General features: G+C 71.9%; 27 protein-coding genes. 17 read left to right on the forward strand and 10 right to left on the reverse strand.

All coding sequences use genetic code 11. The features are described from left to right. Positions 1 to 61: 61 nt before the first annotated feature. Together ACTXG6_RS40155 and dxr are read right to left on the reverse strand one after the other, a co-directional pair. Complete coding sequence (locus tag ACTXG6_RS40155; protein WP_445184533.1) at positions 62 to 1,258, reverse strand: M50 family metallopeptidase; 1,197 nt, start codon at positions 1,256 to 1,258, stop codon at positions 62 to 64. After that, positions 1,255 to 2,454, reverse strand: coding sequence for a 1-deoxy-D-xylulose-5-phosphate reductoisomerase (gene dxr, locus ACTXG6_RS40160; RefSeq protein ID WP_445184534.1), 1,200 nt, complete (start codon positions 2,452 to 2,454; stop codon positions 1,255 to 1,257). Before dxr ends, ACTXG6_RS40155 begins: the two co-directional genes overlap by 4 nt. A gap of 131 nt (positions 2,455 to 2,585) precedes the next feature. On the opposite strand from dxr, the gene ACTXG6_RS40165 reads away from it, so the two are divergent. From ACTXG6_RS40165 to ACTXG6_RS40195, 7 genes are all read left to right on the forward strand, one after another. Beyond that, positions 2,586 to 2,864, forward strand: coding sequence for a DUF2631 domain-containing protein (locus ACTXG6_RS40165; protein ID WP_445184535.1), 279 nt, complete (start codon positions 2,586 to 2,588; stop codon positions 2,862 to 2,864). A gap of 54 nt (positions 2,865 to 2,918) precedes the next feature. Beyond that, positions 2,919 to 3,866: a non-homologous end-joining DNA ligase gene (gene ligD, locus ACTXG6_RS40170; RefSeq protein WP_445190247.1), complete on the forward strand. Its 948-nt coding sequence runs from the start codon at positions 2,919 to 2,921 to the stop codon at positions 3,864 to 3,866. Between the two features lie 58 nt (positions 3,867 to 3,924). Next, complete coding sequence (locus ACTXG6_RS40175; protein WP_445184536.1) at positions 3,925 to 5,004, forward strand: ATP-dependent DNA ligase; 1,080 nt, start codon at positions 3,925 to 3,927, stop codon at positions 5,002 to 5,004. Positions 5,005 to 5,261: 257 nt separating this feature from the next. Continuing rightward, complete coding sequence (locus ACTXG6_RS40180; protein ID WP_445184537.1) at positions 5,262 to 6,242, forward strand: cysteine hydrolase family protein; 981 nt, start codon at positions 5,262 to 5,264, stop codon at positions 6,240 to 6,242. Between the two features lie 53 nt (positions 6,243 to 6,295). Then, positions 6,296 to 7,117, forward strand: a complete 822-nt coding sequence (locus ACTXG6_RS40185) for a GntR family transcriptional regulator (protein WP_445184538.1) — start codon at positions 6,296 to 6,298, stop codon at positions 7,115 to 7,117. Between the two features lie 119 nt (positions 7,118 to 7,236). Further along, positions 7,237 to 8,667: an amidase gene (locus ACTXG6_RS40190; RefSeq protein WP_445184539.1), complete on the forward strand. Its 1,431-nt coding sequence runs from the start codon at positions 7,237 to 7,239 to the stop codon at positions 8,665 to 8,667. A 45-nt stretch (positions 8,668 to 8,712) separates the two neighbouring features. Next, positions 8,713 to 8,949, forward strand: a complete 237-nt coding sequence (locus ACTXG6_RS40195) for a hypothetical protein (RefSeq protein WP_445184540.1) — start codon at positions 8,713 to 8,715, stop codon at positions 8,947 to 8,949. A gap of 389 nt (positions 8,950 to 9,338) precedes the next feature. On the opposite strand, the gene ACTXG6_RS40200 is transcribed toward ACTXG6_RS40195, so the two are convergent. Next, positions 9,339 to 10,082 (reverse strand): IclR family transcriptional regulator, encoded by a 744-nt coding sequence (locus tag ACTXG6_RS40200; protein WP_445184541.1) that lies wholly within the window; start codon positions 10,080 to 10,082, stop codon positions 9,339 to 9,341. A 129-nt stretch (positions 10,083 to 10,211) separates the two neighbouring features. On the opposite strand from ACTXG6_RS40200, the gene ACTXG6_RS40205 reads away from it, so the two are divergent. The 3 genes from ACTXG6_RS40205 to ACTXG6_RS40215 are packed head-to-tail and all read left to right on the forward strand — an operon-like array spanning position 10,212 to position 12,281. Beyond that, a complete protein-coding gene (locus ACTXG6_RS40205; protein WP_445184542.1) occupies positions 10,212 to 10,850 on the forward strand; it encodes a PfkB family carbohydrate kinase in 639 nt (212 codons plus the stop codon). Then, complete coding sequence (locus ACTXG6_RS40210) at positions 10,847 to 11,215, forward strand: PfkB family carbohydrate kinase (protein ID WP_445184543.1); 369 nt, start codon at positions 10,847 to 10,849, stop codon at positions 11,213 to 11,215. Before ACTXG6_RS40205 ends, ACTXG6_RS40210 begins: the two co-directional genes overlap by 4 nt. Positions 11,216 to 11,234: 19 nt before the next feature. Beyond that, entirely contained in the window at positions 11,235 to 12,281 is a 1,047-nt protein-coding gene (locus ACTXG6_RS40215) for an alcohol dehydrogenase catalytic domain-containing protein (RefSeq protein WP_445184544.1), read from the forward strand. Between the two features lie 242 nt (positions 12,282 to 12,523). Here ACTXG6_RS40215 and xylB read toward each other — a convergent pair whose 3' ends face one another. Then, positions 12,524 to 13,921, reverse strand: coding sequence for a xylulokinase (gene xylB / locus ACTXG6_RS40220; RefSeq protein WP_445184545.1), 1,398 nt, complete (start codon positions 13,919 to 13,921; stop codon positions 12,524 to 12,526). Between the two features lie 127 nt (positions 13,922 to 14,048). Beyond that, positions 14,049 to 15,137, reverse strand: coding sequence for a LacI family DNA-binding transcriptional regulator (locus tag ACTXG6_RS40225; RefSeq protein WP_445184546.1), 1,089 nt, complete (start codon positions 15,135 to 15,137; stop codon positions 14,049 to 14,051). 224 nt (positions 15,138 to 15,361) lie between these two features. Here ACTXG6_RS40225 and ACTXG6_RS40230 point away from each other — a divergent pair, with 224 nt between their 5' ends. The 4 genes from ACTXG6_RS40230 to ACTXG6_RS40245 all read left to right on the forward strand — a co-directional run bounded on the left by ACTXG6_RS40230 (position 15,362) and on the right by ACTXG6_RS40245 (position 19,650). After that, a complete protein-coding gene (locus tag ACTXG6_RS40230; protein WP_445190248.1) occupies positions 15,362 to 16,669 on the forward strand; it encodes an ABC transporter substrate-binding protein in 1,308 nt (435 codons plus the stop codon). Continuing rightward, the gene (locus ACTXG6_RS40235) at positions 16,666 to 17,616 is read left to right on the forward strand and encodes a carbohydrate ABC transporter permease (RefSeq protein ID WP_445184547.1); all 951 of its coding nucleotides are present in this window, start codon (positions 16,666 to 16,668) and stop codon (positions 17,614 to 17,616) included. The genes ACTXG6_RS40230 and ACTXG6_RS40235 overlap by 4 nt, the downstream gene beginning before the upstream one ends. Before the next feature lie 92 nt (positions 17,617 to 17,708). Further along, entirely contained in the window at positions 17,709 to 18,497 is a 789-nt protein-coding gene (locus tag ACTXG6_RS40240) for a carbohydrate ABC transporter permease (protein ID WP_445190249.1), read from the forward strand. A gap of 61 nt (positions 18,498 to 18,558) precedes the next feature. After that, complete coding sequence (locus ACTXG6_RS40245; RefSeq protein WP_445184548.1) at positions 18,559 to 19,650, forward strand: ABC transporter ATP-binding protein; 1,092 nt, start codon at positions 18,559 to 18,561, stop codon at positions 19,648 to 19,650. Positions 19,651 to 19,705: 55 nt separating this feature from the next. Here ACTXG6_RS40245 and rlmN read toward each other — a convergent pair whose 3' ends face one another. Both rlmN and ACTXG6_RS40255 read right to left on the reverse strand, forming a co-directional pair. Then, positions 19,706 to 20,773 carry a 23S rRNA (adenine(2503)-C(2))-methyltransferase RlmN gene (gene rlmN / locus ACTXG6_RS40250; RefSeq protein ID WP_445190250.1) on the reverse strand — a complete coding sequence of 356 codons (1,068 nt, stop codon included), beginning with the start codon at positions 20,771 to 20,773 and terminating at the stop codon, positions 19,706 to 19,708. 104 nt (positions 20,774 to 20,877) lie between these two features. Beyond that, positions 20,878 to 21,393: a hypothetical protein gene (locus ACTXG6_RS40255; RefSeq protein ID WP_445184549.1), complete on the reverse strand. Its 516-nt coding sequence runs from the start codon at positions 21,391 to 21,393 to the stop codon at positions 20,878 to 20,880. Positions 21,394 to 21,560: 167 nt separating this feature from the next. Here ACTXG6_RS40255 and ACTXG6_RS40260 point away from each other — a divergent pair, with 167 nt between their 5' ends. The 3 genes from ACTXG6_RS40260 to ACTXG6_RS40270 all read left to right on the forward strand — a co-directional run bounded on the left by ACTXG6_RS40260 (position 21,561) and on the right by ACTXG6_RS40270 (position 23,807). Beyond that, positions 21,561 to 22,241, forward strand: coding sequence for a hypothetical protein (locus ACTXG6_RS40260; RefSeq protein ID WP_445184550.1), 681 nt, complete (start codon positions 21,561 to 21,563; stop codon positions 22,239 to 22,241). 19 nt (positions 22,242 to 22,260) lie between these two features. Then, the gene (locus ACTXG6_RS40265) at positions 22,261 to 23,223 is read left to right on the forward strand and encodes a DUF6529 family protein (RefSeq protein ID WP_445184551.1); all 963 of its coding nucleotides are present in this window, start codon (positions 22,261 to 22,263) and stop codon (positions 23,221 to 23,223) included. 62 nt (positions 23,224 to 23,285) lie between these two features. Continuing rightward, entirely contained in the window at positions 23,286 to 23,807 is a 522-nt protein-coding gene (locus tag ACTXG6_RS40270) for a Rieske (2Fe-2S) protein (RefSeq protein ID WP_445184552.1), read from the forward strand. A gap of 213 nt (positions 23,808 to 24,020) precedes the next feature. On the opposite strand, the gene ACTXG6_RS40275 is transcribed toward ACTXG6_RS40270, so the two are convergent. The 3 genes from ACTXG6_RS40275 to frr are packed head-to-tail and all read right to left on the reverse strand — an operon-like array spanning position 24,021 to position 26,195. Then, positions 24,021 to 24,746, reverse strand: coding sequence for a class I SAM-dependent methyltransferase (locus tag ACTXG6_RS40275; protein WP_445184553.1), 726 nt, complete (start codon positions 24,744 to 24,746; stop codon positions 24,021 to 24,023). A gap of 46 nt (positions 24,747 to 24,792) precedes the next feature. Further along, complete coding sequence (locus ACTXG6_RS40280; RefSeq protein ID WP_445184554.1) at positions 24,793 to 25,641, reverse strand: phosphatidate cytidylyltransferase; 849 nt, start codon at positions 25,639 to 25,641, stop codon at positions 24,793 to 24,795. Then, complete coding sequence (frr, locus tag ACTXG6_RS40285; RefSeq protein WP_445184555.1) at positions 25,638 to 26,195, reverse strand: ribosome recycling factor; 558 nt, start codon at positions 26,193 to 26,195, stop codon at positions 25,638 to 25,640. Before frr ends, ACTXG6_RS40280 begins: the two co-directional genes overlap by 4 nt. Between the last annotated feature and the right edge of the window lie 11 nt (positions 26,196 to 26,206).

The following is a 26,206-nucleotide window of genomic DNA, read 5'->3' on the forward strand; positions in this document are numbered from 1 at the left end:
TGACCTGGATTTATTCGCCCCCGTCGCCGGATGGTGTCGCCGCCAGGTCGGTTCGGGGTACCTACTGCGGCAGCCGGATGGGGTTGACGATGTCCGCGGTGATGGTGAGCAGGCTGATCGCACCGAGCACCAGGATGAACGCGTAGGTCACCGGTAGCAGCCTGGTGTAGTCCACCGGCGGCATGGCCACCTTGCCCAGCCGCCTGCGCACCGTGTCGCGCACCCGCTCGTAGAGGTTCACCGCGATGTGCCCCCCGTCCAGCGGCAACAGCGGGACCAGGTTGAACACGCCGACGAAGAAGTTCAGCGCGGCCAGCAGCAGCAGGAAGAACGACCACTGCCCGCTCTCCGCCGCGTCACCGCCGATGATGCTCGCGCCCACCACGCTGACCGGGCGGTTGAGGTCCGGCGGTGCGCCGCCGATGGCCTTGAGCACGGCCGGCACCTTCTCCGGGAACATCAGCAGGCCCTGCCAGGTCGCGGCGAACATCTGGCCGGTGAACGCGAACGTCGCCGGCACCGCCGTGACCGGGTTCAGGGTTTGGTAGAACGGGAAGCTCACCCCGATCCGACCCGTGGTGGTGCTGACCTTGGTGGTCGGGTCGACGGCGGTCATCGGCACCACGTCGATGGTCAGTGCCAGGGGCTTGCCGGCCCGCTCGACGACGATCGGCACCGGGCCGCGCTTGGACTGGATGATCGTCTGGGCCTGTTCGGTGGTGCTCACCGGCGTGCCGGCGACCGAGGTGATGACGTCCCCGGCCCGCACACCGGCCGCCTTGGCCGGCGCGGGCTCGCCCGGCTGGCACGGCGGCAGCGCGCCCGCTGCGGTGGACGCGGGCGGCACGCAGTCCGCCACCTGGGCCACCACCGGGCTGCTGTTGGGCAGCGAGCCGGCCACCGCGAGGACGTAGAGCAGCACGATCCCGATCAGGAAGTGCATCGCCGAGCCGGCGGACAGCACGACGACCCGCTGCCAGGTCTTGCGGCGGAAGAACGCCCTCGGCGCCTCCTCGGTGGTGACCGGGTCCAGCGCGGTCATGCCGGCGATGTCGCAGAAGCCGCCGGCCGGGATCCACTTGAGCCCGTACTCGGTCTCACCGCGCTGGAACGAGAAGACCTTCGGGCCGAAGCCGATGTAGTACCGGCGCACCTTCATCCCGAACGCCTTGGCCGACCACATGTGGCCGGCCTCGTGCAACGCGATCGAGAGACCGATGCCGACCGCGAACAGCACCACACCCACTACGAAGCTCACGCAATCGATCCTCTCGCCACCACGGCGTCCACCAGCTCGCCGGCGCGGGCCCGCGCCCACTCCTCGGCTGTCAGTACGTCATCCACGGTAGCCGGATCGGCGTTACATCCGTGCGCGGTCGAGATGACCTCCTCCACCAGATCGGTGATATCGGTGAACCGGAGCTTGCCGGCCACGAACGCGGCCACCGCCTCCTCGTTCGCCGCGTTGAACACCGCGGGCAGGCAGCCGCCGGCCTGACCGGCCGCCCTGGCCAGCGCCACGCCGCGGAAGGCGTGCTCGTCGAGCGGCTCGAACGTCCAGCTCGTCGGCTCGTCGAAGCCACAGGCCGGCGCCGCGTCGGCGACCCGGTCCGGCCAGCCCAGGGCCAGTGCGATGGGCAGCCGCATGTCCGGCGGGCTGGCCTGGGCGATCGTCGCGCCGTCGAAGAAAGTGACCATCGAGTGGATCACCGACTGCGGGTGCACCACCACGTCGATCCGGTCGTAGGGCACGTCGAAGAGCAGGTGCGCCTCGATCAGCTCCAGTCCCTTGTTGACCAGGGTGGCCGAGTTGATGGTGACCACCGGGCCCATCGCCCAGGTCGGGTGCTTGAGCGTCTCGTCCAGGGTGACGTAGGTCAGCTCCTCGCGCCGCCGGCCGCGGAACGGGCCGCCGGAGGCGGTCAGCACCAGCTTGGCCACCTCCTCGGCGCGGCCGCCGCGCAGGCACTGGGCCAGCGCGGAGTGCTCGGAGTCCACCGGGACGATCTGCCCGGGTGCCGCCGCCCTGGTCACCAGCGGCCCGCCGGCCACCAGCGACTCCTTGTTCGCCAGCGCAAGGGTGGCCCCGGTGGCCAGCGCGGCCAGGGTCGGGCGCAGCCCGCGCGAGCCGGTGATGCCGTTGAGCACCACGTCGGACGGGGTGGACTCGACCAGGTCGGTCACCGCGTCGGCGCCGCTGAGCACCTCGGCGGCCACCGACCGGGCCCTCAGCACCCCCCGCAGCTCGGCGGCCGCCGCCTCGCTGGCCACCGCCACCCGGGGCACCGCGAACTCGGCCACCTGCTCGGCGAGCAGCGCCACGCCGGCCGCCGTGGACCCGCCGGCGGCCAGGCCGGTGACCCGGAACCGCTCCGGGTTGGCCCGGACAACGTCCAGCGCCTGGGTTCCGATCGAGCCGGTGGAACCCAGCAGCAACACCCCGCGAGTCGTCATTACGTCACATTGTCCCGGACACGCCGGCAGACCGCCCGTGTGCCACCATGGTCATCGTGTTGCCTGTCCCAGGTGCCAGCCGGCATCGGGCTCCGGGCGGCTGACGCGGCGGCACAACAGCAGGTGGAGGCGTGGTGGCAGGCACCGGGCAGGATCTGGCCAAGTCGAACGGGCGGGCGCCGGCGACGGTGGACCCCGAGGACGAGCCCTCGGCGGCCTGGGGCTGGCACGGCGGCTTCCCGCGCGGCACCGTCATCGCCGGCTGGTTCTCCGTGGCGCTTCTGCTGCTGATGACCATCGGCAACCACGAGGGCCACATCGAGGACATCTACCTGGTCGGCATCGCCCTCGGCACGGCCTACGGCCTGGTCCGGCACTCCCGGCAGCAGAAGAACTCCTGGCGCCGCTGAGCCGGCGCCGGGTTCGGCACGGCTAGGTCGAGCGGCGTACCCGTGGCGGGCGCGGTGGAGCTGGAGGTCGGCGACCGCACGGTCCGGATCAGTAACCCGGACCGGGTGTACTTCCCCGCGCGCGGGGAGACCAAGCTGGACCTCGCCCGCTACTACCTGGCGGTGAGCGAGGGCGTGGTGCGCGCCCTGTACGAGCGCCCCTGCATGCTGCACCGCTTCCCCACCGGCGTCACCGGCGAGAAGGTGCACCAGAAGCGGCTGCCCCGGGGTGCCCCGGACTGGGTGCAGACCGTGCGGGTGGAGTTCCCCCGCTACAACCGGCACGCCTACGAGCTGTGCGTGACCCACCCGGCGGACGTGATCTGGGCGGTGCAGATGTCCACCGTGGAGTTCCACCCCTGGAACTCCCGCCGCGCCGACGTCGAGAAGCCGGACGAGTGGCGCATCGACCTGGACCCGATGCCCCAGGCCGGCTTCGCCGACGTACGCCGGGTTGCCGAGGTGACGCACGAGGTGCTCGACGAGCTTGGCGCGGTGGGCTGGCCGAAGACCTCGGGCGGCAAGGGTATGCACATCTACGTGCGGATCGAGCCGGACCACGGCTTCTCCGACGTGCGCCGCGCGGCACACGCCTTCGCCCGCGAGGTGGAGCGCCGGGCCGGTGAGCTGGTCGACCTGACCTGGTGGCGCAAGGACCGCGACCCCGCCTCGGTGTTCGTCGACTACAACCAGAACGCGCGCGACCACACCATCGCCTGCGCCTACTCGGTGCGCGGCGTGCCCGAGGCCGTGGTGTCCGCCCCGATCACCTGGGACGAGATCCCGGACGCCGAGCCGAGCGACTTCACCATCGCCACGATGCCGGCCCGGTTCGCCGAGCTGGGCGACCTGCACGCCGGCATCGACGACGCGGTGTACTCGCTGGACGAGCTCCTGGAGTGGGCGGAGCGGGACGAGCGGGCGGGCGCCGAGTCGCCACCACCGCCGGACGAGGACTCCTGACCGGGTCTCCCCCGATATCGACCTCGACCACCGGCCGGCCTGCGGGCAGGATGTCCGGATGCAGCTGCCCGTGATGCCGCCGATCAAGCCGATGCTGGCCAAGCCGACCGGTTCCATCCCAGCCGGGCAGCACTACGAGCCCAAGTGGGACGGCTTCCGGTCGATCATCTTCCGGGACGGCGACGACGTCGAGATCGGCAGCCGCAACGAGCGGCCGATGACCCGGTACTTCCCCGAGGTCGTCGAGGCGGTCAAGGCCAACTTCCCGGACCGCGCGGTGATCGACGGCGAGATCGTGATCGCCGACACCGAGGCCAACCGGCTGGACTTCGAGGCACTGCAACAGCGGATCCACCCCGCCGCCAGCCGGGTGAAGCTGCTGGCCGGGCAGACGCCGGCCAGCTTCATCGCCTTCGACCTGCTCGCCCTCGGCGACCGGGACCTGATGCGCGAGCCACTGGCCCAGCGCCGCGCCGCGCTCGAGGAGGCACTGGTCAAGGCCGAGCCGCCGATCTACCTCACGCCGGCCACCCAGGACATCGAGCTGGCCGGCCGATGGTTCGAGCAGTTCGAGGGCGCGGGTCTCGACGGGCTGATCGCCAAGTCGCTGGAGCTGACCTACCAGCCGGACAAGCGGGTGATGGCCAAGATCAAGCACGAGCGCACGGCGGACTGCGTGCTCGCCGGCTACCGGGTGCACAAGTCCGGGCCGGACGCGATCGGCTCGCTGCTGCTGGGGCTGTTCGACGAGACCGACCCGGACCGGGGCCTGGTCTCGGTGGGCGTGGTCGGGGCGTTCCCGATGACCCGGCGCCGGGAGCTGTTCACCGAGCTGCAGCCGCTGGTCACCACCTTCGACGACCACCCGTGGGCGTGGGCGCGGCAGGAGGAGGGGCACCGCACCCCGCGCAAGAGCGAGACCAGCCGGTGGAACGCCGGCAAGGACCTGTCGTTCGTGCCACTGCGCCCGGAGCGGGTGGTCGAGGTGCGCTACGACTACATGGAGGGCCCCCGGTTCCGGCATACCACCCAGTTCGTGCGCTGGCGCCCGGACCGCGAGCCGGCCTCCTGCACCTACGGCCAGCTGCAGCGACCGGTGCGTTTCGACCTGGACCAGGTGCTCAGCGGCGGCGAGTGACCCGGCGCAACTCGCACAGTTCCGGCGCTGCGACCACAGCGCCGAACGTTTCCGCTGGTCAACGCCGCACAGCTGCGCCGAATCCGGCGTAACGGGGCGCAACGGGCACCGTTACGCGCAGGAAACACTCGATTTTTAGCGTCCCGCCGTACTCATCGGACGGCGAAGGGACGCGCGATGGCGCTGGCCGACAACCCGCAACTGGAGGACTACTCGCTGCGGTACACCCCCAGCGAGTCCGTACCTGGTCGCCGTGGATGATCTTCCTGAGCTGCCTGGTCGGGCTGTCCGCGATGGCCGGTTACGCCCTGGACGCGGCGGTGGTACATCTCCCGCACCAGCGACTTCCCGGCCGGCGCCGAGCGGCTCACCTGCGGGGTCTCGGTGCGTGCAAGGACCGGTGCAAGCCGAACGCCTGGCGTCCCGCCGGCTCCGTCACCTCGCTCGGGATGCCCGCGATGAGCCCGCGTCCCGTCCGCCGCCCTGTCCGCACCGAACGCCGTGTCCGCACCGAGCGCCCTGTCCGCATCGAAAGCCCTGTCCGCACCGAACGCCCTGTCCGCACCGAGCGCCCTGTCCGCATCGAAACCGGAGGTGACCCGATGACCGCACGCCCCACCCGCTCCGCCCTGATCGTCGTCGACATGCAGAACGGCTTCTGCCATCCGGACGGCTCGCTGCCCGGCCTCGGCATGTCACTGGCCGACGTGGACCGCTCGGTGCGCCAGAGCGCGCTCGCCGTCGAGCAGGCCCGTGCGGCCGACCTGCCGGTGATCTTCACCAGGCACGTCTACCGGCCGGGCCGGGCCGACGAGGGCCAGAACCTGAGCCAGCTCTCCGCCAGCCTGGCCGACGTCGGCGGGCTGGCGGCCGGCAGCTGGGACGGCGGTGTGGTCGACGAGCTGGGCTGGACCCCGGCCGACCTGACCGTGGACAAGGTGCGGTTCGACGCCTTCCTGTGGACCTCGCTGGACCCGCTGCTGCAGGGCCTCGGAGTGACCCACCTGCAGGTCTGCGGCGTGGTCACCAACATCTGCGTCGAGTCCACCGTGCGGGCGGCGTTCATGCGGGACTACCCGGTGACCCTGCTCGGTGACGCCTGCGCCGCGCAGACGCCACGGCTGCACGACCTCGGGCTCGAGGTGATGGGGACGGTCGGGTTGGCCACCGTGGTGTCACTGGCCGACGGCTACCAGGTGGGCGACCCGACCGGGGTGCCCGCCGAAGCCGCAGCATGACGGTCACCGACGTCGACCCCGGGACGGTGACATTCCCCGGGACGGTGACATTGATGTCACGCGGGGGTAACAACTGCTTCCTAGCGTCACCCGGGATGGTGAATGTCCCGATCCGACAGCGGGTGCCGATGCGGGAGCGTGAGTTCCGCCGGCGGGGGTCCGAGCGCGAGCACGAGGTGCGCCGGCTGCGGGATCTGATCCGCTCCGCGGTGCTCGCCGGCGCCTACCCGGGCGGCCACCTACCCAGCGAGGCCGAGCTGATGACCGGGCACGGCGCGACCCGGGCCACGGTTCGCACGGCGCTGGCCATGCTGCGCGCCGAGGGGCTCATCGAACGCACCCAGGGCATCGGAACGCACGCCGTGATGGCCCCGGTGCGGGCGGACATGGAGGAGGCGCTCGGGGTGCTCCGGCCGGCCAACCCGGCGCTGTTCACGACCGGCACCCGGCCCCAGCTGCTGGACCGGTCCACCGTCCCGGTGCCGGAGACGCTGACCGGCTGGCTGCGGGTGCCGCCGGGCACCCCGTGCCTGCGGCTGGAGTACGTCTCGGTGATCGGGGAGCAGCCGTTCGCCATCGCCACCAACTACGTGCTGTTCCCGGAGGCCGGCCGGCTGTTGGACGTGCCGTTCCGGGTGGACTGGTACACCCTGCTGGCCGAGGCCGGCGTGGTGCTCGGCGAGTCCGAGTTCGTGATGGACAGCGTGCTGGCCGATGAGCTGTCGGCGAGCCTGCTGAGTGTCGCGGTGGGCAGCGCGCTGCTGGCCATGGACCAGACCATCACCAGCCCGGACGGCCGGGTGTTCAACGTGGCGTTCATCCGGATGCGCACGGACCGGTACCGCTTCGTCACGCACGCCCGCGCGCCGCTCTGACCAGCTGGTCCGCCCGAATCCGACCGTCCGAACCCGACCGCCCGGCAGCTGCCCGGTGGTCTCCCGAACGACCCGGTGATCTTCAGATCCTCCGACCCCTCAGCGACCGAGGAGCCCGCATGCCCGAGCTACCCTTGACCCCGCCCCGGACCCTGACCGAGGCCGCCGCCGCGCTGCGCACCGGCACCGTGACCAGCCGCCAACTCACCGAGCGGTCCATCGCCACCGCCGACCGGGCGGACCCCGTCCTGGGCGTCTACCTGCACCGGTTCGACGAGCTCGCACTCGCCTCGGCTGACACCGCCGACGCCGAGCTGGCCACCGGGGTGGACCGGGGCCCGCTGCACGGCGTCCCGTTCGCGGTGAAGGACATCCTGGCCATGGCGGACGGCCCGACGACCGCGCAGAGCGTCGTGCTCGACCCGAACTGGGGTGCCGGCAAGGACGCCCCGGTGGTGGCCCGGCTCAAGCAGGCCGGGGCGGTGATCACCGGCAAGACCTCCACCATGGAGTTCGCCATCGGGATGCCGGACGAGAGCAAGGAGTTCCCGGTGCCGCGCAACCCGTGGGACCCGGCAACCTGGCCGGGCGGGTCCAGCTCGGGCACCGGTGCCGGGGTGGCCGCCGGATTGTTCTACGCCGGGATCGGCACCGACACCGGCGGCAGCATCCGGATCCCGGCGGCGTTCTGCGGGATCACCGGGCTGATGCCCACCTTCGGCCGGGTGCCCAAGTCTGGTTGTGTACCGCTGGGTTACAGCCTCGACCACATCGGCCCGATGGCCCGCAGCGCCGAGGACTGCGCGGCCGTGCTGGCAGCCATCGCCGGGCCGCACGCCAGCGACCCGGACTGCGTGGACGCCCCGTTCGCCGAACCCGCCTGGCTCGAGGACCTGTCCGGCCTGCGGATCGGCGTGGTGCGCGACCAGCACTTCCCGGCCGGCAGCGACCCAGCGTTGGCGGATGCGTTCGACAACACCGTCGCCGAACTGGCCGACGCCGGCGCCGGCCTCACCCCCATCGTGCTGCCCTACTGGTCCGAGATGGTCACCGCGAACATGCTCACGCTGGCCTGCGAGGCGCTGGCGTACCACCGCACCGACACCCAGCACCGGTGGGCGGACTACTACCCGGCGACCCGCGCGATGTTGGCCAGGGGCGCCCTGGTGTCCGGCGCGGACTACGTACAGGCACAGCGGATGCGCCGGGTGGCCCAGGACGCGCTGCACCGGATCCTGCCCGATATCGACGTGCTGATCTGCCCGACCGTGTCGGTGGCCGCACCCGCGCTGGCCGGTTTCTTCACCGGCGAGACCAGCATCATGTCGCTGTTCGGCCACATCCACACCGGCTACTGGGACAGCGTGGGCAACCCGGTGCTGGCGCTGCCGATGGGCTTCACCGCGAACGGCATGCCGTTGTCCGTGCAGCTCGCCGGGCGGCCGTTCGACGAGGCTGGGCTGCTGCGGGTCGGCCAGCTGTTGCAGCGGCGCACCGACTGGCACCTGCGCCAGCCCGCACCGGTCGGCGCCGCCGAACTGGTCGCCTGAGCCACCGCCCTGACCACCCGGACCCCCTGATCACCGGAGGAACCGATGAGCACCACACCTGAGAAGATCGCCGAACAGATCGCCGAGCCGCCTCTGACGGAGCTGCGGATGCTGCTGGACGCCGCCGGCCTGCCCGCCTCGGACGACGAGATCGCGGCGCTGGCGGCGCAGTATCCGGCCATGCGCGCGGCCACCGACGCGCTGTACGCACCGGCCGCGGTGCGCTACGCCGACCCGGCGCTGCGGTTCCGCGCCGACGCCCGGATCACCGACTGGGCCTGACCCGGCGGCGGGCGCGCGGCGCACGGCCCCTGGCCTCAGCCGACCGGGCCGCGCTCCGCCGTCAGGGGTGCCCCGCCGTCGCTTTGCTCTGCGTAGGTATACGCAACAGCGGGCCCGGGTCGGTGCGGGGCTTCGGTCGTGCAGGGTGGCGTCGGCGCCGTGAGTGGTACACCAAGGGGGTCTGATCATGCTGCTGACCCCGCTGGTGTGCCCCTCGGCGTCCCTGTTGCGCACCCCTACGCAGAGCAAGAGACTACCGAACGGTCGGTTGTTGCGTATTCCTACGCAGAGCAAAGGGCCCGCACCCGACCGGGCCCGGGACCGCCTCGGCCGAGGGCCGGGTCACGCGCCCCTCGGCCCAAGGCCGGGTCACGCGGCCCGCCGCCCGGTCACGACATCAGCGCACTGACCTGGTCGACCGTTGCGGCCAGCGCCGGCTGGTAGCCGACGAGCTGCTCGCGCGGCGTGGTGTAGGTCAGGGTCGAGATGGAGATCCCGCCGCCGGGCACGCCGTCGCGCGACAGCGCCATGCCGAGGCAGCGGATGCCCACCTCGTTCTCCTCGTCGTCCAGCGCGTAGCCCCGGGCGCGGACCTCGGCCAGTGCCGCACCCAGCGCGGCCACGTCGGTGAGCGTGTTCGCGGTGCGCACCGGCAGCCCGGTATCAGCGATCAGCTCGCGCACCTGGTCCTCGCCCATCGCGGCCAGGACGGCCTTGCCGATCGCGGTGCAGTGCAGCGGGATGTGCGTGCCCACCGAGGACGCCATCCGGACCGGGCCCGGCCCGTCGATCTTGTGCACGTAGACCGCCTGCGAACCGCTGCGCAGCGCCAGGTGAACGGTGGCGCCGACCTTCTCCCCCAGCTGGCGCAGCGCCTCCCCGACGCCCCTCGGCGCGGCCAGCCCGAGCGCGGCGCCCAGCGCGGCGGACCGGGGAGCCAAGCGGTAGGAGCCGCCGCCGACCGGCTGTACGTACCCGGCGTCGGTGAGCACGCCCAGGATGCGGTGCGCGTTGGTGCGGGTGACGCCGGCCGCCTCGGCGATCTCGGCGAGTTTGCGGGTACCGGGCCCGAGCGCCTCCAGCACCCGCAGCGCACGGGTCACCGCGCCATCCGACTGTTCACCGACCGCCATGGCGCTCCCTGCCGTTCCCGGGTGCGGGCCGACCGGTTGACGGCGGCTTCACGAGCATCGTACCGTTTGATTCATCCCAAGTGAACGGCGTTGCTTGAGAATGAATTTTGACGAGGAAATGGGCATCCCGTGACCGAGTTCGATGTGGTCGTGCTCGGCGAGCCGATGGTCGAGCGGCACCTGAGCCCGCAGAACAGCCCGGGCAGCCCCCACAGCGCTGACGGCTCGGTGGCCCCGGAGTCCGTCTCCGGGGACGCGTTCAACGCCGCCTGCGCGGCCGTACTCGCCGGCGCCCGGGTCGCGCTGCTCACCGTGCTGGGTACCGACGACGCCGGTGACCTGGTGCTGGACGAGCTGGCCCGGCGCGGGGTGGATTCGAGCCTGGTGCTGCGCGGCCCCGAACCGACCGGCGCCTACATGGTGGCCCCGGACGCGCACGGCCAGCCCCGGTTCAGCTACCAGCGCGCCGGTTCGGCGGCCAGCACGCTGTCGCCGGCGCACCTGGAGCGGTGGGGGCCGGTACTGGAGGCCACCCCGGTACTGCTCACCAGCGGCATCACCGCGGCGCTCTCGGCCGGCGCGGCCCAACTGGTCATCGCTGCCGTGGCCAGGGTGGCCGGAGCGGGCGGCGCGGCCTGCTACGACGTGAACTTCCGGCCCGAGCTCACCGACGCCGACCCGGCGCGGCGGGTGTTGCGGGCGGTCGCCCGCACTGCCGGCTGGTCAAGATCGCCAGCCCTGGCGACTCGGCGCCGCTGCTCGGCGTGACCGACCCCGCCGCCGTGACCGCCGCGCTCGGCGCGCACACCGGGGCGGCGGTCGCGGTGACCAGGGGCGCCGCGCCGCTGCTCGTCACCGACGGCGGGCGCGTCAGCCGGCATCCGGCCATCGTGCTGCCCACCCCGGTGGACAGCACCGGCGCCGGCGACACGCTGCTCGGCACACTGGCCGCCGGCCTGGCCCGGGGCGAGCGGCTCGCGGACGCGGCGCCGCTGGCGGTGGTCGCCGCCGGGCTGTCCACCCAGCACCGGGGCGGCGCGCCGACGGCCACACTCGACCAGCTCCGCACGGCACAACGAGCGGCAACCCGGACCGAACCAGCCCACGTTCTCATCGAGGAGGCGCGGCCATGAACGAACGCGGCGAGCGATCATGAACCGGCCCGGGCGCGCCAGCACCGAGCTCGCGGCCGTCCTGCACGGCCCGAAGGACATCCGGGTCGAGCAGCTGCCGCGCGCCGAGCTGCCCGCCGGGCGGGTCCGGGTCGCCCTGGAGGCCACCGGGCTGTGCGGCAGCGACCTGCACTACTACGCCGACGGCCGCAACGGGCCCAACGTGGTGCGGGCGCCGCTGGTACTGGGCCACGAGGGCGCCGGCCGGGTGGTCGAGGTCGGCTCCGGGGTGGAGCCGGAGCTGATCGGGCTCCGCGTCGCGATCGAGCCGGCGATGGTCTGCGGGCAGTGCCAGCTGTGCCGGGCCGGCCGATACAACCTGTGCCTGAACGGCACCTGCCTCGGCTCGCCGCCGACCCACGGCACGCTGCGCCAGAGCGTGGTGATGCCCAGGGCCAACGTGCACCCGGTGCGACACCTGGGCCCGGGCACGGCCGCCCTGGTGGAGCCGCTCGCGGTGGCAACCTGGGCGGTCCGCCGCGCCCAGCTCGGCCTCGGCGACCGCGTGCTGATCACCGGCGCCGGCCCGATCGGGCAACTCGCCGCGACCGCCGCCCGCTTCGCCGGAGTGAGCTGGATCGGCCTGGTCGACACCGCGGCGGCCCGGCTGAGCAGCGCGGACGGTCTCGCCGACGCCTACTTCGACGCGATGCCGACCGGGCCGGTCGAGGGTGCCGGCGCGGATGCGCTGCTGGAGTGCTCCGGCGCCCCGGAGGTGCTGGCGGAGCTCGGCGCGCTCCGGCCCGGCGCCCGGATCGCGCTGGTCGGCATCCCGGCCCGCCGCCCGGTCGCCGAGGAGTTCCTGATCATGGCGCAGCGCTACGAGTACGACGTACTGGGCTGCTTCCGGTACGGCCCCGGCGCGTTCACCGCCGCCGCCGCGCTGGCCGACAGCGGCCGCATCGACCTGCAACGGTTGATCACCGCCAGCCATCCGCTCGCGGACACCGCCACCGCACTGCACACCGCACTGACCGACCGCACCCAGCTCAAGACGCTCGTGACCAGCCCCGGAGTACAGCTCTGAAGATCACTGGGGACGGCGTCACCCCCGGACGGCGGCACACACCCACTCCGGTCGCCGCACACCCGCCACAGTGGGTGCGCGGCGACGAAAGTGGGTGCGCGGCTAGCCGCGGCCGGGACGGCGTCACCCCCGGGACGGCGTCACCCCCGGGACGGCGTCACCCCCGGGACGGCGTCACCCCCGGGACGGCGTCACCCCCGGGACGGCGTCACCCCCGGGACGGCGTCACCCCCGGGACGGCGTCAGCCCCGGACGGCGGCGTAGCCGGCCCGCACGGCGGCGGCACTGTCCACCGCGCCCTCGGGCAGCGCCACGCTGGCCTCCTCGGGCCGGGGCCAGCTGGGCGCGGTACCGGTGAGCGCCCAGGCGGCCTGGCGGGCGGCGCCGAGTGCCACGTACTCCGCCGGGGCCAGCACCGTGACCGGCACACCGAACACCCACGGCGCCAACGCCTGCACGGCGGCCGAGCGGCTGCCCCCGCCGAGCAGCAGCACCCGGCGCACCGGCACTCCCTGCGCCACCAACCCGTCCAAGCCGTCGGCCAGGCCGCACAGCATGCCTTCCACCACGGCCCTGGCCAGGTTCGCCGGCGTGGCGTTCGCCCCGGTCAGCCCGGCCAGGGCACCCCGGGCGTCCGGTCGGTTCGGGGTGCGCTCACCCTCCAGGTACGGCAGCAGCACCAGCCCGCCCGCGCCCGGCTCGGCGGACAGCGCGAGCCGGTCCAGCTCGGCCAGCTCCACGCCGAGCAGGTCGGCGCCGGCCCGCAGGACCCGGGCCGCGTTGAGCGTCGCGACCAGCGGCAGGTAACCACCCGCGGCGTCGGCGAACCCGGCCACCACACCGGACGCGTCGGCGCTCGGCCGGTCGTGCGCGGCAAACACGGTGCCACTGGTCCCGATGGACACCAACACGTCACCGGGCTCGGCCCCGGCGCCCAGCGCCGCGCCCATGTTGTCCCCGGTGCCGGCAGCCAGCAGCAGCGCGCCGCCCAGCTCCGTCGCGGTGCCGGCCCGCTCCCCCGGCTCGCAGACCCGGGGCACCTCGAGGTCCCGGCCGAACGCCATCCGCAGCAGATCCGGCCGGTACTGCCCGGAGACGGTCGACCAGTACCCGGTGCCGGACGCCTCGCCCCGGTCGGTGACCGCCTCCGCCGGGCGGCCGGCCAGGCGCCAGGTCAGCCAGTCGTGCGGCAGCAGCACCCGCCGGGCCCGGTCGGCCACCTCGGGCTCGGCGCGCGCGGTCCAGCGCAGCTTGGTGGCGGTGATGCTGGCGACCGGGACGGTGCCGACCTCGGTGGCCCATTTCTCCGCGCCGCCCAGCTCGTCGATCAGGTCGGTGGCCGCGCCGGCCGAGCGGGTGTCGTTCCACAGCAGCGCGTCCCGGACCGGCTCGCCGTCGCCGTCCAGCAACACCATGCCGTGCTGCTGGCCGGCCACCGAGATCGCCTCAACGCCGTCCAACAGGTTGCCCTCAGCGGCCTTGACCAGCGCGGACCACCACTCACCCGGGTTTATCTCGGTGCCGGCCGGGTGGGCGCAGCGACCCTCCCCACGGGTCTCGCCGGTCTCCAGATCCACCACAACGATCTTGGTCGCCTGGGTAGAGGAGTCCACTCCGGCCACCAGCCGCGCGTTCGTCATGCCCAGCAGTATCGGATCCCGCGCAGCCCGGAACAACGCGCTTGCGCACCCAATCCGTTCAGCGTGCCCCTCGGCCCATCCGGCCGGCTTCGGCACAGCACGGTGGGCCCCGTTCCAGGACCCCGCGCTAGGCCCCCGCTATCGGCCGCCGGCGGAGCCGGTCCGGGCAACCGCAGGAGTCCCGGTGCACGAACGCCGGCGGCAGCCGCACGGTCACCTGGGGCGCCGCCGGGTCGGCCATCCGCGCCAACAGCAGCTCGACCGCCCGGCGGCCCATCTCGACGAACGGCTGGGCGATCGCGGTCAGGCCGGGCTGGAACAGATCGGCCCACGGGAAGTCGTCGAACCCGGCCAACGCCATGCCGCCCGGCACCGGGACCGACGCCTCGCGCAGCGCGGACAGCGCGCCGATGGTCATCGTGTTGTTGCCGGCGATGATCGCGGTGGGCGGCCTGGTCAGCCGGAGCAGCCGGTGCACCGCCAGGCGGGCCGCCTCGGTCTCGGAGTTGCCGTCGACGATCAGCTCCTGGTCGGCCGCCAGTCCGGACCGCCGCAGCCCGAGCAGGTAGCCGTCCCTGCGCTCCACCGTCGTGGCCAGTCCCCGGTGCCCGGCGATCAGCCCGATCCGCCGGTGTCCCCGCTCGGCGAAGTGCTGGACGAGCTCGGCGACCGGGCGGATGTTCTCCGAGCCGACCTGGTCCAGTCCCGCGTCGATCAGCCGGTCCACCAGCACGGTCGGCAGCCGGTGTTCGGTGAGGTAGTCCAGCGCGGCGGTGGGCTCGCCGGACGGGGCCAGTACCAGTCCGTCGACCCGGCGCTGCTGCAGTCGCTGGACCACGGTCAGCTCGTAGTCCGGCTCGTCCCTCGGGTCCGCCAGCAGCACCGTGTACCCGGCGGCCGAGGCGGTGTTCTCGATCGAACGCAGCAGGTCGCCGAAGTACGGGTTGGAGATTGCGGACAGCGCCAGCCCGATCGTCGTGGTGCGGGCGGTGGCGAGCGAGCGGGCCACCGTGTTCGGGGTGTAGTTGGCGCTGCGCACCGCCTCGAGCACCTGGTCCCGGGTATTCGGGCGCACCGCCCGGGTCCCGTTGAGCACATGTGACACGGTCGCCACCGATACACCGGCGAGGCGTGCCACGTCCGCCATCGTCGCGATGGGCCACCTCCAGCCGTCCGCGCACACGATCGCGACTAGTCCGACCGTGGCGTATGTCACAACACTACTCCGCAAGCGGTTGCGCAAGCGCTTACGCCGCCCGTATCTTACTTTTGGCTGTGACTCACACCACGGCCGGACGTCAAGCGCGACCGCCGGCGTCAAACCCTGAGGAGGGCAACGTGGCCCCAGCGCGAGAGCTGCTACCTCGACCGGACCTTGAGCGTAGACCGCGGCGGTGGCGGGTGTTCTTGATCGCCGCACTTCTGTTACCTGCGCTCGCGATGGCCGGCTGCGCCGGCGCGGGCGCGCTGGGCGGAGGCGGCGGTAACACCAAGACCGTGACCGTGGCGATCGTGTCCAACTCGCAGATGCAGGACGCGATCAAACTGGTCCCGGAGTTCGAGAAGACCCACCCCGGCGTCCAGGTGAGGTTCGTCAGCCTGTCGGAGAACCAGGCCCGGGCCAAGATCACCGCCTCGGTGGCGACCGGCGGCAACGAGTTCGACGTCGTGATGATCAGCAACTACGAGACCCCGCAGTGGGCGGCCGACGGCTGGCTGGTCAACCTGCAGCCCTATGCGGACAAGACCCCGGGCTACGACCCGCAGGACTTCCTGCCCAAGGTCCGCGACGCGCTGTCCTACCAGGGCAACCTGTACTCGGTGCCGTTCTACGGCGAGTCCTCGTTCCTGGCCTACCGCAAGGACCTGTTCGCCCAGGCCGGGCTGACCATGCCCGACCACCCGACCTGGACCCAGGTCCACGACTTCGCGGCCAAGCTGGACAACAAGCAGACCGGCATGTCCGGCATCTGCCTGCGCGGCCTACCCGGCTGGGGTGAGGTGATGGCCCCGCTGGACACCGTGATCAACACCTTCGGTGGCAGCTGGTACAACATGAACTGGGACGCCCAGCTGAACTCGCCGGAGACCAGCAAGGCGGTCGACTTCTACGTCAACCTGGTGCGCGACTACGGCGAGCCCGGCCCCGCGGTGTCCAGCTTCGGTGAGTGCGCGACGCTGATGGGCCAGGGCAACGTGGCCATGTGGTACGACGCGACATCGGTGGTCACAGCGCTGGAGGACCCGAGCTCGAGCAAGGTCGTCGGCAAGATCGGCTACGTGCCCGCCCCGGTGGAGAAGACCCAGCACTCCGGCTGGCTCTACACCTGGTCGCTCGCCATCCCGAAGACGTCCGAGAACAAGGACGAGGCCTGGGACTTCATGGCCTGGATGACCTCCAAGGACTACATGCACCTGGTCGGCTCCAGGCTCGGCTGGGGACACGTGCCGCCGGGCTCGCGGAACTCCACCTACCAGATCCCGGAGTACCGCCAGGCCGCCGCCGCGTACCTGCAGCCCACCCTGGACGCGATGAACAACGCCGACGAGGTGCACCCGACCGCGATGCCGGTGCCTTATACCGGGATCCAGTTCGTCTCCATCCCGGAGTTCCAGGACATGGGCACCCGGGTGAGCCAGCAGATCAGCGCCGCGATCGCCGGCCAGACCAGCGTGGCTGATGCGCTGCAGGAGTCCCAGAAGTACGCCCAGACCGTCGGCGACACCTACAAGGGGGCGGCGAAGTGACTACCACCATCGAAGCGGCAACCGCTCCGAAGCGGGCGGCCAAGCGGCCCGAGCACGGGCCTGGCTCCAAGGCCGACGGCTGGTCCCGGCGGATTCCGCTGCTCCCGGCCCTGGTGTTCACGTTCATCGTCACCCAGCTGCCGTTCGTGGTGACGATCTACTACTCGCTGGAGTCGTGGAACCTGGTGCGCCCTGGCTCCCGGCACTTCGTCGGGCTGTCGAACTATGCGCAGGTCTTCACCGACAGCCAGTTCCGCCGGGTCACCCTGAACACCGTGGTGCTCACCGTGGGCTCGGTGCTGATCGCGGTGGCCCTCGGGCTGCTGCTGGCGCTGATGCTGAACCGGGCCTTCCCCGGTCGCGGCTTGGTCCGCACCCTGCTGATCACACCGTTCCTGATCACCCCGGTGGCCGCCGCGCTGCTGTGGAAGACCACCCTGCTGGACCCGACCTACGGCCTGGTGAACTTCGTCCTGAGCCCGTTCGGAGCGGGGAAAACGGACTGGATCTCCTCATTCCCGCTCACCGCGGTGATGATGGCGATCGTCTGGCAGTGGACACCGTTCATGATGCTGCTCATCCTGGCCGGGTTGCAGAGCCAGCCGGCCGACGTGCTGGAGGCGGCGGCCGTGGACGGCGCGTCCAATCTCGGCATCTTCCGCGAGATCACCATCCCGCACCTGCGCCGGTTCATCGAGCTGGGCATCGTGCTGGGCACCATCTACCTGATCAACGTCTTCGACCAGATCTACATGATGACCCAGGGCGGCCCCGGCATCGCCAGCTCGAACCTGCCGTTCTACATCTACCAGCGGGCCTTCCTGGGCTTCGACATCGGTCAGGCAGCCGCGATGGGCGTGGTGGTAGCCATCCTGACCACCATCGTGGCGACGTTCGCCCTCCGGCTGATCTTCCGCACCTTCAGTGGAAACGAGGCGTCAGCCTGATGAGCACCTCGACAACGGCCCCCGCGGGCCCCGGCGCGACCGCCCGCGACTCCGAGCCCCGGCCGAAGAAGAGCTCGACCGGCCCCGTGATCATGGCCATCGTGTCCTGGGTGGTCGGCATCGTGTTCTTCTTCCCGGTGCTGTGGATGGTGCTGACCGCGTTCAAGCAGGAGGCGGACGCCTACACCAGCCCGCCCAAGCTGTTCTTCGCCCCCACCCTGGAACAGTTCAAGGAGGTGTTCGCCGCCGGGGTCGGGCCGTCGCTGCTCAACTCGCTGTTCGCCACGGTGGTGTCCACCCTGCTGGTGCTGCTGATGGCCATCCCGGCCGCGTTCGCGCTGTCCCTGCGCCCGGTGGCCAAGACCCGCGACGTACTGTTCTTCTTCATCAGCACCAAGATGCTGCCGGTGGTCGCGGCCATCGTGCCGATCTACGTGGTGGTCAACGACATCCACATGGTGGACAACATCTGGACGCTGGTGGTGCTCTACACCGCGCTGAACCTGCCGATCGCGATCTGGATGATGCGCTCGTTCTTCCTGGAGGTGCCGGGAGCGCTGCTCGAGGCGGCCAGCATCGACGGGGCATCGCTGCAGCGCACCATGCGCGAAGTCGTGCTGCCGGTGGTCTCCCCCGGCATCGCGGCAACCGCGCTGATCTGCGTGATCTTCGCCTGGAACGAGTTCTTCATCGCGGTGAACCTGACCGCCGCCCGGGCCGGCACCGTGCCGGTGTTCCTGGTCGGCTTCATCACCAGCGAGGGACTGTACTTCGCCAAGCTCTGCGCGGCCGCCGTGCTGGCCGCGCTGCCGGTGGTCATCGCCGGCTGGGTCGCGCAGAACAAGCTGGTCCAGGGCCTGTCCTTCGGAGCGGTCAAATGACCCGGCTCCCGGGCACCACAACAACCAACACGCCCAACGTGCGACAGGAAGAGGTGTAACCGTGGCTGAGGTCGTCTACGACTCCGCGTCGCGCATCTACACGCCGGGCGCGAAGCCCGCGGTCAACAAACTCAGCCTCGACATCGAGGACGGCGAGTTCGTGGTGTTCGTCGGGCCGTCCGGCTGCGGCAAGTCCACCGCGCTGCGAATGCTCGCTGGCCTCGAGGAGATCGACCAGGGCGCCATCCGCATCGGTGGCAAGAACATGGTCGGCGTGCCGTCGCGGGACCGGGACATCGCCATGGTGTTCCAGAACTACGCGCTGTACCCGAACAAGACCGTCGGCGAGAACATGGACTTCCCGCTGAAGATGCGTGGCATGTCCAAGGAGGAGCGGGACAAGAAGGTCCGCGCGGCCGGCGAGGTGCTCGGGCTCACCGAGTTCCTGGACCGCAAGCCGCGCGCCCTGTCCGGCGGGCAGCGGCAGCGGGTCGCGATGGGCCGGGCCATCGTGCGCGAGCCGCAGGTGTTCCTGATGGATGAGCCGCTGTCCAACCTGGACGCCAAGATGCGGGTCGGCACCCGGGCGGAGATCGCCGCGCTGCAGCAGCGACTCGGGGTCACCACCATCTACGTCACCCACGACCAGGTCGAGGCGATGACCATGGGCAACCGGGTGGCGGTGCTGAAGCTGGGCGAGCTGCAGCAGTTCGCCACGCCGGCGGAGCTGTACGACATCCCGCGCAACGCGTTCGTCGCCGGCTTCATCGGTTCACCGGCGATGAACCTCTACACCGTGCCGGTGGAGGAGGAGGGCGCCCGCCTCGGCGGACAGGTGGTCCGGTTGACCGCCGCCCAGCGGTCGGCGATCAGCGCGGCCGGGACCAAGACGGTCACCCTCGGCATCCGCCCGGAGCAGTGGACGTCGAACGCCACCAACGGCTCCGATCAGGGCATCGCGGCCGAGATCACCGTGGTCGAGGAACTGGGCAGTGACGCGTTCATCTACGGCAAGCTGGTGACCGATCCGTCGGAGTCGATCGTCGTACGGGGCTCCGGCCGCTCCGGTGCGCGGATCGGCGACAAGATCAGCCTGCACACCACCAGCGACGAGCTGCACCTGTTCCACCCGGACACCGGCGAGCGCCTGTAGCCGACACCCCGGGATTGGCGAGTTGGGTCAGGACCTAACTCGCCAATCCCGGGTGTCAGGACTGGGTGGCGGCGAGCTGGCCGCAGGCGGCGGCGATCTCCCGGCCCCGGGTGTCGCGGACCGTGCAGGCCACCCCGGCCGCGCGCACCCGGTCCACGAACTCGTCCTGGACCGGGCGGGGGCTCGCGTCCCACTCACTGCCCGGCGTCGGGTTCAGCGGGATCAGGTTCACGTGCACCAGTCGGGTGGTCAGCCGCTCGCGGAGCAGCTTGCCGAGCAGGTCGGCCCGCCACGGTTGGTCGTTCACGTCGCGGATCAGGGCGTACTCGATGGACACCCGGCGGCCGGTGGCGTCGGCGTAGCGGCGGGCCGCGGCCAGCACCTCGGCGACCTTCCAGCGGTTGTTCACCGGCACCAGGGTGTCCCGCAGTTCGTCGTCGGGCGTGTGCAGGGACACGGCGAGCGTCACCGGCAGCCCCTCGGCGGTCAGCTTGTCGATCGCCGGTACCAGCCCGACCGTGGACACGGTCACCCCGCGCGCCGAGATGCCGAGGCCGGCCGGAGCGGGCTCGATGATCCGACGCAGCGCGCCGACCACCCGCTTGTAGTTGGCCAGCGGCTCGCCCATGCCCATGAACACCACGTTGGACAGTCGGGTCGGCTCGCCGAGCGCACCGTCACGGGCCGCCGCGGCGGCCTGGCGGACCTGCTCGACGATCTCACCCGTGGACAGGTTGCGGCTCAGGCCGCCCTGACCGGTGGCGCAGAACGGGCAGGCCATCCCGCAGCCGGCCTGGCTGGACACGCACACCGTGGCGCGGTCCGGGTAGCCCATCAGCACGCTCTCCGCGCGGATGCCGTCGTGGGCCTTCCACAGCGTCTTGCGGGTGGTGCCGTCGTCACAGCTCAGCTCGGTCACCGAGGTGACCAGCGAGGGCAGCAGCGCGTCCCGCAACCTGTCCCGCACGGTTGCCGGTAGATCGGTCATCGCCGCCGGGTCGGCCTCGAAGCGGCCGAAGTAGTGCCGGGACAGCTGGTCGGCACGGAAGGCCGGCAGCCCGAGCTCGGTCACCGCGACGCGGCGCTGCTCGGGGCTGAGGTCGGCCAGGTGGGTAGGTGGCATCGCCCGCCGGGGCGCGTCGAACACCAGGGGTAGGCCGACCGGGCCGGTCCCCTGCCCGGCCTCGGTGGCGGTACCGGCTGGTCCGCCGGCGGTCTTGGACGTACTCATCGACTCCCGATCTTGGTCCGCAGCTCGTGGTGCAGGCCGACCTCAACGGCTACCGCCGCCAAGAGCAACGCGCCGGCGCCCAGCCCTACCAGGCCCGTCGGATACAGCTGGCCGACGGAGCGCAGCGCGAGCACCGCGCCGCAGGCACCCAGCACCATCATCGCGGCACCCAGCGGCAGGCAGCCCCGGCGATCCAGCAACGCGGCCGCCGGCACCAGGCAACCGCCCACGACCATGCACGCAATTGGGGTGGTCAGCTCCCTATAGCCTAACCCGCCCAGCGCCAGCACGACGCCCACCACCAGCACAACGCCGATCACCACCAGTCGACGGACCCCTCGACGGGCCGAGGGCGGCACCGGGACACCGGCATCCGGCCGGCGCCGCGCCGCCGAGTACAGCCCGCCCGCGACCAACAGCCCGAACGCCAGCACCAGGGTGCCGAAGCCGGACGGGAACGCCAGCGAGCCGATCGCCCACCACAACGCGCCGCCCACCAGAGCAACCCGCAACGGGGTCACCACGGGTCGCCGTATCTGGTCACGCATACACACACGGTAACCCTGAGCCCGGAAGAAAATTCACCCGAGCCAGTGAACCGATTGCCCGCCGGACCCGTGTAGAGGCCTGACCGTAACTCCCTGAGACTCCCCGAGACCGACTTTGGAGACCGATCACGATGAGGACCCGAGGCCCCATCCTCACGCTGCTGGCCATCGTCGGCCTGGCGTTCGTCCTGCTGGCGGTCAACATGAACGCCAGCCGTGAGGAGGCCACCGACGCGAACGCCAGCGCCGCCGGGACCACGTCCGTTCCCCCCGCCGTTCCCCCTCCTGTGGCACCCGCGGCTCCCCCACCCGCGGCTCCCCCACCCGCGGTGTCCTCGGACTTCCCCCGGCAGGCCAGCTACGCCGGCCGCACCTCCGGCCGCAAAGCTGGCGAGGCCACCGTGGAAATCGTTATCCGGAACGGCGCCGCGACGGCGTACCTGTGCGACGGCAAGAAACTGGAATCCTGGCTGAACGGCGACGTGTCGGGGTCCACGATGACCCTGCGCGGCAAGGGCACCAACGAGCTGACCGCCACGCTGCGGTCCGGCACGGTGTCCGGAACCGTCTCGGTCAGCGGCGTGCAGTGGCAGTTCAACGCCGAGCCGGGCAAGGCGCCGACGGCCGAGAAGCGGGCCGACAAGGCCGCCTCGGTCACCGCGCCGAACCCCGCCCGGTCCGCCCCTGCCCAGTCCAACCCCGCCCCGACCGACCCCAGCCCGAAGGACCCGGCCCCGACCGGGTACTCGGACCCGTACTCGGTCACCGCCACCTCGGCGGCGGGCGCGGGCACCTCGGGAGCTGGCCAATGACCAGCGGAGGAGTTCCCAGATGAACACCGAGCCAGATCCGCCAACCGCCCCGCTCCGCACCGCCCGGTCCAACACCGGGGCTCCAGCCGACCTGGGGGCTCCATCGCGGCCCGAGTCCGGTGCGCGCCCGGCGGGTACCACCACCCTGGACAGCCGGTCCGGCCCGGGGCGGACCGACGGCCCGGACCTCTCCGAGGCACCGACCGGCGCGATCCCGATCCAACGGGGCCCGCGGTCGCTGTTGGATCGGGATCCCGCCCAGCCAGCCGAGGACACCGCCCGATCCGCTGAGCCGACCGGCGTTCGGACCGGCGTTCGGACCGGCGCCACCCAGACCATCGACCGGGCTACCGGCCGGGCCGGCGCAGACCGGGCGGGCACAACCACCGCCCCGGCGGGCTCAGCCGCCGGCCGGGCGGGCGCAGCCGCCGACCGGGCCGGCCCGACGCCGGAACCGAGGGCCCGGCTGCTGTTGGTCCCGGTGCTGGTCGGCGCGGCGGTGGCGGTTGCTCTGGGTGCCTACGGGCGGCTGCACGAGCCGACCGGGTTGGCGGTGAGCGTGGCCGGGTTCTCCAGCATCGGCTACGTCAAGGCCTGGTTGGCCACCGCGACGGTGCTGTTCGGCCTCCTGCAGTTGGGCAGCGCGATGGTCCTGTACGGCCGGGTGGTGGTCCGGCCGCCGACCTGGATCGGCGGGTTGCACCGGTGGTCCGGACGGATCGCGGTGCTGGCCAGCGTTCCGGTCGCGGTGCAGTGCCTGTACGCGCTCGGCTTCCAGTCCGACAGCACCCGGGTCTGGGTCCACTCGATCCTGGGCTGCCTGTTCTACGGCGCGTTCGCCACCAAAATGCTGTCGCTGAGCCGTCCCGGGGCGCCACGCTGGGCGATGCCACTGCTCGGCGGTCTGGTGTTCGCTGGTCTGATCGGTCTGTGGCTGACCTCGGCGCTTTGGCTGTTCAGCGCCCGAGGAGTACACCTGTGATCGCCTGATCGAGGCGGCTCGACCCGAGCGACCACCACTCACCACAGGAATCGAGGCTCGACGTGAGCGACAACAACGCGAACCCGGTGCGGCCGCGCGGGCCGTTGAACCGCCGAACGGTGTTGGCGGCGGGCGGTGCGGCCACCGCATCGGCCGCGATGCTCGCCGTCGCCGGCTGCGCCACCTACTCCTCGTCGTCCCCCGGCCCCGCTCCGGCCAACCCGAACACGACCGGGGCGGCCGGCCCACCGGCACAGGGCGCCGGTGACACCGCCGAGGCCCCGGCAGCCGAGGGCGGCACCGTGCTGGGAGCGGCCAGCGGGGTTCCGGTGGGTGGCGGGAAGATCTTCGAGGACCAGGCGGTGGTGGTCACCCAGCCGACGGCCGGGACCTTCCACGCGTTCTCCGCGATCTGCACCCACCAGGGCTGCACGGTCGATTCGGTGGCCGGCGGCACCATCAACTGCCCGTGCCACGGCAGCAAGTTCAGCGTCACCGACGGTTCGGTGGCGAAGGGGCCGGCGAAGAAACCGCTGCCAGCCAAGCAGGTCAGCGCCGACGGCGGTCAGCTGCGGGTCACCTAGTCCCGACCGGTTGAGCCGCGGGCGGTGCAGCCGGCCCGGCGGGCGCGCCGGAGTTCGAACGCGGTGCCGCGCGTTCAACGACTCCGGTGCGCCCGGCGGGCCGGGTGCACTCACCCCCGGCGCCCGGCCCAGTGTCTGGTCTCAGCCTGGGCGCGGGCCAAGCGCCTGGGCTCGACCTGGGCACCGGGCGGGGTACGCGCCGTTGTCGAGCGCTCAGCGCCGACGCGTGCCCCGGCCCGGGAGAAGCAGGCCGCCGGCCCTGCGTCGGGTGTGCACCCGGTAACTGACCGGCAGGGTCAGCCCGTCGGTGGCCGCGATGGCGCGCCGGGCCACCGGCGCGGAGAACTCGATGCCCAGCGAGGCCTCCAGGCTGGCCCGGTCCGGGAACCGCCACTCGGTGTCCACCCTGCGCAGAGCGAAGCCCTGGCGGTCGAAGAACCGCTCGACGGCGGCCGGGTCGTAGTGCGGCACGTCGGCGCGCAGCCAGTCTCCGTAGGGCGGCCTACTCACATCCAGGTCGACGATCGCGAGCAGCCCGTTCGGGCGCAACAGGCGGTCCGCCTCCACCAACCCGGGTTCGCAGCCCGGTCCGAAGAAGTACGCGGTGCGCGCGTGCACCAGGTCGGCGCTGGCGTCCGGCAGTGGGACCTGCTCCGCGCCGGCCTCGACCACCCGCACGCCAGGCAGCTCAGCGACCCGGTCGCGGGCCCGCCGCACCAGGGGCGGGTGCGGCTCCACCCCGACCACGGCGCGCGCGGTCGCGGCGAACATCGGCAGGTGGAACCCGGTACCGCAGCCGATGTCGATCACGTCGGCGCCAGCCCAGTCGATCGCCTCGCGCAGCGCGGCCCAGATGGCGCCGGTCACGTCCTGCGCGCGGTTCTCCTGCTCGTAGACGTCCGGCCAGTGCCAGATGTTCGGGCTGGGCACGATGCTCAAGTGCCGGCCTCCGGGGCGGTCGTCCGCGTGCGGGGGTGCGCGCGGGTCAGCTGAGCGGCACGAACACGCTGAGCAGCAGCCAGGACACCATCGCGGTCGGCAGCAGCGAGTCCAGCCGGTCCATCAGGCCGCCGTGCCCGGGCAGCAGCGAGCCCATGTCCTTGACGCCGAGGTCGCGCTTGATCAACGACTCGATCAGGTCACCCGCGGTGGCCACCGCCACCAGCAGCGCACCCATCAGCACACCCAGCCACCACCGGCCGTGCAGCAGCTCGGCCAGGCAGACCGCCCCGACGATCATGCCGCCGGCCATCGAACCGGCGAAGCCCTCCCAGGACTTCTTCGGGCTGATCGTGGGCGCCATCGGGTGCTTGCCGGCGACGACACCGGCGGCGAAGCCACCGATGTCCGAGGCCACGACGCAGAGCATCCAGGTCAGCACCCGGCCGGCGCCGTCGGCCGGCACCACCAGCAGCGCGGCGAAGGCGGCGAAGAACGGCACGTAGACCACGGTGAACAGTGATGCGCTGACGTCGCGCAGGTAGCCGTCCGGCCCCTCGCGCATCCGCCACAGCAGGCACACCAGCACGGTGATCGCGGCGGCGGACAGCAGCCCGGTGGTGCCGTAGGGCCAGGCGAGCCAGATCGTCGCCTGGCCGCCGACGCAGGCCGGGATCAGCGCAACCTTGATCCCGCCGCCCCGGCGGAGCGCGCCGGCCAGCTCGCAGGTGGCCACCAGGATGGAGATCGCGACCACCGCGATGAATGCCTGGCGCACCAGGAACAGGCTGGCCAGGATGACCGCACCGAGAGCGGCACCGACCAGGATCGCCGCCCGCAGGTCCCGGCCCAGTCGGGAGGGCGGTCGGCCCGCCGCGGCCGTCACGTTACTCACACCTCGAGCAGCTCGGCTTCCTTGTTCTTCATGAGCTCCTCGACCTGCGTGACGTAGCGGTCGACCGCGCTCTGCAGCTCCTTCTCCGCGCGGGCCACCTCGTCCTCGCCGGCTTCGCCCTCCTTCGAGATCCGGTGCAGTTCTTCCATCGCCTTGCGCCGGATGCTGCGAATGGAGACCTTGCCGTCCTCGCCCTTGCCCCGGGCGACCTTGACCAGGTCGCGGCGGCGCTCCTCGGACAGCTGGGGGATCAGCACGCGGATGATCGTGCCGTCGTTGGTCGGGTTGACGCCGAGGTCGGAGTCGCGGATCGCCTTCTCCATCGCCTTGAGCTGGCTGGCGTCGTAGGGCTTGACCACCGCCATCCGGGCCTCCGGGACGCTCACCCCCGCGAGCTGGTTCAGCGGCGTCGGCGACCCGTAGTAGTCGACCACGATCCGGGAGAACATCGAAGGGTTCGCCCGCCCGGTGCGCACCGTATTGAGGTCCTCACGCGTGACCGCGACGGCCTTCTCCATCTTCTCCTCGGCTTCGAAGAGGGTCTCGTCGATCACGGCTGCTCCAG

It is taken from the genome of Pseudonocardia sp. Cha107L01 (genome assembly GCF_052566575.1).